The following is a 6,138-nucleotide window of genomic DNA, read 5'->3' as shown; positions in this document are numbered from 1 at the left end:
CCGGTGCGTACAGCGCGACCGCGAGCGCGTCGAGCACGTCGGCGGTCGCCGGGCCGAAGGACAGCACCTGCGCGTCGGCCATGTCGACGACCCGCCGCCGCTCGCCCGCGGGCGTCGACGCGACCGCGGGGAGCCGCTCGAGCAGGCCGTCGACGCCGCCGACGGACTCCAGCCCGTCGGTCATCATGAGGATCACGTCGGGTGCGGCGGCCACGAGGCCCTCGTCGTTGAGGGGGCGCATGCCCTCCCAGCCGATCTCGCCCGCGACGTCGACGCCGCCGACGGCCTCGATCAGCGAGTCGGCGCCGGAGCCCTCGCCGAACAGGTAGTAGACGCCCGCCTGGCCGCGCGCGTAGAGGAACATGATCCGCAGCCGGTCCGCCGGGTCGGAGGGCGCGACCGCGGCGATCTGCCGGACCTTCGCGTCGATCTCGTCCTGCGCCCGCTGCGCGAGGCGCTCGCCCGCGTCCGCGACGCCGAGCGCGCCGGCCACCTGGCGCACGAGGTCGCCCACGCCGGCGACGTCTCGGTGCGCGTCGACCACGACGACGGGGATGCCCGCGTCGCGCACCTGCAGCACGACGTCCCAGGGCCCGAGCGTCGTGTCGGTCACGAGCACGGTGGGCGCGAGGTCGAGGATCGCCTCGGCCGACAGGTCGTGACCGCCCGCCGTGACGAGCGGCCGGTCGGCGATCTCGGCGAAGCCCGAGGACACGTCACGTCCGACGACGCGGTCGCCGAGGCCGAGCTCGAAGACGGTGCGCGAGAGCGTGCCGTAGACGTCGAGCGCGAGGACCCGGCTGACGTCCGTGACGGTGACCTCGGTGCCCTGCGCGTCGGTGACCGTCACGGGCAGGGCCGGGGCGGGCGTGTCGACGACGGGACGGACGGCCGCGTCGGCGACGAGCGCGGTCGTCGGCCCCTCGAGCGCGCGCGGGTCGTCGACCGGTGCGACGTCGGCGAGGAGTCGGCCGCCGTCCGCGACGCCGGGCGCGGCCGACGAGCCCGCCGAGCACGCGCTGCTCGCCGCGACGAGCAGCGCCGTCGCCGCCGCGAGGATCGCTCGGGTCGCACGCGTGCGCACGCCGGTCACCGCCTTCGAGGAGAGGGAACGACGCGAGCGCGTCGGTGAGGGGAACCTAACGTAGGTGAGCCTCACCTATCAAACCTGTCCCGAGGGGTGGTGGGACGCACGTCCCGCACCGCACGGCGCGCGGGGACGACGACGCCCGGGCACCCTCACGGGGCGCCCGGGCGTCGTCGGGTGGGGTGCGGTGCGGTCGGCTCAGTCCGCCGCGACGTCGAGCGTGAGCAGGTCGTCCACCGTCTCGCGGCGCACGAGCACGCGTGACTCCCCCGCGGTGACCGCGACCACGGGCGGGCGCGTCAGCAGGTTGTAGTTCGAGGACATCGAGCGCCCGTAGGCGCCCGTCGCGGCGACCGCGAGCAGGTCACCCGCGCGCACGTCGCCGGGCAGCTGCACCTCGTGGACCACGATGTCGCCGCTCTCGCAGTGCTTGCCGACCACGCGGGCCAGCACGGGCGGCACGTCCGACGTCCGCGACACGACCTCGGCGTGGTAGTGCGCGCCGTACAGCGCGGGCCGGATGTTGTCGCTCATGCCGCCGTCGACCGACACGTACGTGCGCACGCGCCCGTCCTCGAGACGCACGGGCTTGACCGTGCCCACGGTGTACAGCGTGAGCCCGGCGGGCCCGACGATCGCGCGGCCGGGCTCGATCGACAGGCGCGGCAGCGGCTGCCCCAGGTCGCGGCACGCGTCGGCCACCGCCTGCGCGACCTCCTTGGCGATCCGGTCGGGGTCGAGCGGCACCTCGCCGGGCAGGTAGGCGATGCCGTACCCGCCGCCCAGGTCGACCTCGTCGACCAGCACCCCCGTGCGGGCGTGCAGCTCGGCACGCAGCGCGAGCACGCGCTGCGCCGCGACCGCGAACCCCGACGGGTCGAGGATCTGCGAGCCGATGTGCGAGTGGATGCCGAGCAGCCGCAGCTCGGGACGCGCGACGACCCGCAGCAGCGCCGTCAGCGCGGGGCTGTCGCCGCCGCCGGGCACGGCCGCGAGCGACAGCCCGAACTTCTGGTCCTCGTGAGCGGTCGAGATGAACTCGTGCCCGCCCGCGTGCACACCCGTGGTCACGCGCACCATCACGGGGGCGGGCGCACCGCCGTCGCCGCGGTGCGCGCGCACGAGGTCCGCGAGCCGGTCCACCTCGACGAGCGAGTCGACGATGATCCGCCCCACGCCCGCGTCGAGCGCGGTGCGCAGCTCGTCGTCGGACTTGTTGTTGCCGTGCAGGCCCAGGTCGGTGCCCGGGACGCCGGCCGCGAGCGCGACCGCCAGCTCGCCGCCGCTCGCGGTGTCGACCCGCAGCCCCTCGGCGTGCACCCAGCGAGCGACCGCGCGCGTCAGCAGCGCCTTGCCCGCGTAGTAGACGTCGACGCCCGTGCCGACCTGCGCGCACGCGGTCTCGAACGCCGACCGGTACGCCCGGGCGCGGGACCGCAGGTCCGCCTCGTCCAACACGTACGCGGGCGTGCCGTGCGTCGCCGCGAGGTCGCGCACGTCGACGCCCGCGACCCGCACGGCCCCGTCGGCGCCGCGCACGACGCCCGTCGACCACGGCAGCCCGAGCGGCGTGCTCCCGTCGGCGGTCGCCCCGTCGCGCGTCACATGCGCTCCGGTGCGCTCACCCCGAGCAGCGCGAGCGCGTTCGCGAGCACCTGGCGCGTCGCGTCGTTGAGCCACAGGCGCGTGCGGTGCGCGTCGGTGAGCTCCTCGTCGCCCCACGGCACGACGCGGCGCTTCTGGTCGTACCACTTGTGGTAGGCCCCGGCGACGTCCTCGGCGTACCGCGCGACGCGGTGCGGCTCGCGCAGGTCGGCCGCCTGCGCGACGACCCGCGGGAAGTCCGCGAGCAGGCCCAGCAGCACGCCCTCGGAGTCGTGGTCGAGCAGCGACGCGTCGAACCCGTCCTCGCGGCGCACGCCCGCCTCGGCGGCGTTGCGCGCCACCGCGGCGGTGCGCGCGTGCGCGTACTGCACGTAGAACACGGGGTTCTCGTTGGTGGCCTTGGCCAGCAGGTCGAGGTCGAGGTCGATCGGCTGGTCCGACGACGAGCGCGACAGCGCGTAGCGCGCGGCGTCCACGCCGACCGCGTCGACGAGGTCGTCGATCGTCAGGACCGTGCCCGCGCGCTTGGACATGCGCACGGGTGCGCCGTCCTTGACGAGGTTGACCATCTGGCCGATGAGCAGCTCGAGGTTGACGTGCGGCGTGTCGCCGAACGCCGCGCACACGGCCATCATGCGGCCCACGTACCCGTGGTGGTCGGAGCCCAGCATGATGAACACGCGGTCGAAGCCGCGCTCGCGCTTGTCGAGGTAGTACGCGATGTCGCCCGCGATGTACGCGGCCTCGCCGTCCGACTTCACGATGACGCGGTCCTTGTCGTCACCGAAGTCGGTCGTGCGCAGCCACGTCGCACCGTCGGCCTCGAACACGTGCCCCGCGTCCCGCAGGCGCGCGATCGCGCGCTCGACCGCACCCGACTCGTGCAGCGAGTCCTCGTGGAAGTACACGTCGAAGTCCACGCCGAAGTCGTGCAGCGACTGCTTGATCTCGGCGAACATCAGCTCGACGCCGCGCGCGCGGAACGCCTCGCGCGCCTCGTCGTCCGGGAGCGTGCGCGGGTCGGGCTCGCCGGCCGCGAGCGCGTCGGCCACGACCTGGTCGGAGATCTCGGTGATGTAGTCGCCGCCGTAGCCGTCCTCGGGGGCGGCCTCGCCCCGCGCGCGGGCCACGAGCGAGCGCGCGAACTTGTCGATCTGCACGCCGTGGTCGTTGAAGTAGTACTCGCGGGCCACGTCGGCGCCCGACGCCTGCAGCACGCGCGCGAGCGCGTCGCCGACCGCCGCCCAGCGCACGCCGCCGATGTGGATCGGGCCCGTCGGGTTCGCGGACACGAACTCGAGGTTGACGCGCACGCCCGCGAACGTGTCGTTGCGCCCGTACGCCTCGCCCTGCTCGACGACGCCGCGCGCGAGCTCGCCTGCGGCGGCCGCGTCGAGGCGGATGTTGAGGAAGCCGGGGCCCGCGATCTCGACGGCCGCGATGCCCGCGACGTCGCCCAGGCGGCGCGCGAGCTCCTCGGCGAACGCGCGGGGGCTGCTGCCCGCCTTCTTGGCGAGCTGCAGCGCGACGTTCGTCGACCAGTCGCCGTGCTCGCGCTGCCGGGGCCGCTCGATGTGCACACGGGCCGGGATCGCGGCCGGGTCGAGGGCGAACGTGCCGTCGTCGACGGCGTGCACGAGAGCGCCGCGCAGTGCGTCGGCGAGCTGGTCGGGAGTCACCCTCCCAGGGTAGGGGAACCGCCGGGGCGCACAGCCCGGCATTCCGCCCGTCGACCCCCGTCCGCGACACGCCGCCGACGCCCCGGGGCCGCGGGACTGGTCCCCCGGTCGTCGGACGTGTTGACTCGGGCAGGGGCGCCGCGGTCGTCGCAGCCGGCGGCACCCCCCTGGACACGAGGAGACACCGCCCATGGCACGACGCACGGGACTGATCGACACCGCCGTCGAGGCGCTGCGGTCGCGCATCAGCTCGGGCGAGTGGGCCGTGGGCTCGCGCATCCCGCCCGAGCCGGCGCTCGTCGAGTTGCTGGGCGTGGGCCGCAACACCGTGCGCGAGGCCGTGCAGTCGCTCGTGCACGCCGGGCTCGTGGAGCGCCGCCAGGGCTCGGGCACGTACGTGCTGTCGCGCTCCGAGATGGCCGTGACGATGGGCCGGCAGATCGCCGACGCCCGCCAGCGCGACGTCGTGTCGGTGCGCCGCGCGCTCGAGATGGAGGCCGCGCGCCTCGCGGCCCGCCGCCGCACCGCGACCGACGCGTCCGACCTACTCGCCAAGCGCGACGCGCGCGCCCACGCGTACGAGGGCGGCGACCTCGACGCGATGGTCGCGACCGACCTCGAGCTGCACCGGTCCATCGTGCGGACCTCCGGCAACCCGGTGCTGCAGTCGCTCTACGACAACCTGCTCGAGGCCATCGGCGACAACATCCGCTTCAACTTCGTCACCGACTCGCACGCCGACGACGCGCACGACTCGCTGGTCGAGGCGATCGTCGCGGGCAACCCGGAGCGCGCCGCGACCGAGACCAGCGCGTACCTGTCGGGCCTGCTCGAGGACGCCTGACGGGCGCACCCGTCCGCGGGTCGGAGCACCCGCCCGCAGGCTGGTAGTCTCGGTGCTCGCTACGCGCCCGTAGCTCAGCGGATAGAGCGTCTGCCTCCGGAGCAGAAGGTCGAAGGTTCGAATCCTTTCGGGCGCACCACCACCACGAGCCGTCCCGCCGACACCGGCAGGGCGGCTCGCGGCGTTCCGGGCACCGCACCGCGCCGGCCGCCGACGCGCGATCAGCGCCGGGCACCGCGTCGAGCGCGCAGGCGCCACGCACGGCGGCGGCCGGGCCCCGGCGCACCGCCCGCGCCGAGCGATGGCAGGGTGGTCGGATGCTCGACCCCGCTGCCGCCCCGCCGACGACCGGCGCCCCCGCGACGCACGGGCGGCGCGGCGTCCGCCGCTCCCCCGCCGCGGTGCGACGCGAGCTCGGGCAGCTCGCGTCGGGCGAGGCCGTGAGCGGGCTGCTGCTGCCGCCGCTGCTCGTGTGGTTCGCGCGCCCGCAGCCGGGCGACCTGGTGGTGCTGCTGCCCGCGGCGGGGGCGCTGGGCGTCGCGCTGCTGGTGGCCGCGGTGTTCTGGTGGCGCCGGGCGCGCGGGCACGTGCCGCTGCGGTGGCTGCGGGTCACCGAGGCCGCGCTGCTCGCGTGCGGCGTCGTCGCCCTCGCCGTGCTCGCGGCGCTCGCGCTCGGTGCGGTGACGGGTGCAGGACCGGACGTCGGCGTGCGCGCCGCGGCGGTCGCCGCGGGCACGGCCGCGTTCACGGTCGTCGAGGTCGTCAACTACCGGTGGGTGCAGGTCCCGGCGCGCGGGTGGACGGCGTGGGCCCGCGGACGCGTCGTGCGACCGCAGCTCGCGCGCGAGCTCGACCGCCACGCGCGGCGACGGGCGAGCTGACGCCGACCCGTCAGCCGAGGCCGACCCGCCAGTCGGACCCGA

General features: G+C 75.6%; 5 protein-coding genes and 1 tRNA gene. 3 read left to right on the top strand and 3 right to left on the bottom strand.

What is annotated here, in order from left to right:
* The 3 genes from ATM99_RS10400 to argS all read right to left on the bottom strand — a co-directional run.
* On the bottom strand, window positions 1-1,084 hold a 1,084-nt coding region (locus ATM99_RS10400; protein WP_082659561.1), incomplete at its 3' end, for a hemin ABC transporter substrate-binding protein.
* A gap of 201 nt (window positions 1,085-1,285) precedes the next feature.
* The gene (lysA, locus tag ATM99_RS10395; protein WP_062102849.1) at window positions 1,286-2,692 is read right to left on the bottom strand and encodes a diaminopimelate decarboxylase; all 1,407 of its coding nucleotides are present in this window, start codon (window positions 2,690-2,692) and stop codon (window positions 1,286-1,288) included.
* Window positions 2,689-4,371, bottom strand: a complete 1,683-nt coding sequence (argS, locus tag ATM99_RS10390; RefSeq protein ID WP_062102848.1) for an arginine--tRNA ligase — start codon at window positions 4,369-4,371, stop codon at window positions 2,689-2,691. The genes lysA and argS overlap by 4 nt, the downstream gene beginning before the upstream one ends.
* Before the next feature lie 190 nt (window positions 4,372-4,561).
* Between argS and ATM99_RS10385 the strand changes: the two genes are divergently transcribed.
* The 3 genes from ATM99_RS10385 (at window position 4,562) to ATM99_RS10375 (ending at window position 6,096) form a co-directional block, all read left to right on the top strand.
* Entirely contained in the window at window positions 4,562-5,215 is a 654-nt protein-coding gene (locus ATM99_RS10385; RefSeq protein ID WP_062102847.1) for a FadR/GntR family transcriptional regulator, read from the top strand.
* Window positions 5,216-5,278: 63 nt separating this feature from the next.
* Window positions 5,279-5,354 (top strand) — tRNA-Arg (locus ATM99_RS10380).
* A 178-nt stretch (window positions 5,355-5,532) separates the two neighbouring features.
* A complete protein-coding gene (locus ATM99_RS10375; protein WP_062102846.1) occupies window positions 5,533-6,096 on the top strand; it encodes a hypothetical protein in 564 nt (187 codons plus the stop codon).
* Window positions 6,097-6,138 lie beyond the last annotated feature (42 nt).

The organism is Cellulomonas sp. B6 (assembly GCF_001462455.1).
Lineage (GTDB): Bacteria > Actinomycetota > Actinomycetes > Actinomycetales > Cellulomonadaceae > Cellulomonas.
Note: the sequence above shows the minus strand (reverse complement) of the source record. Positions and strands in the feature narration are given on the sequence as shown.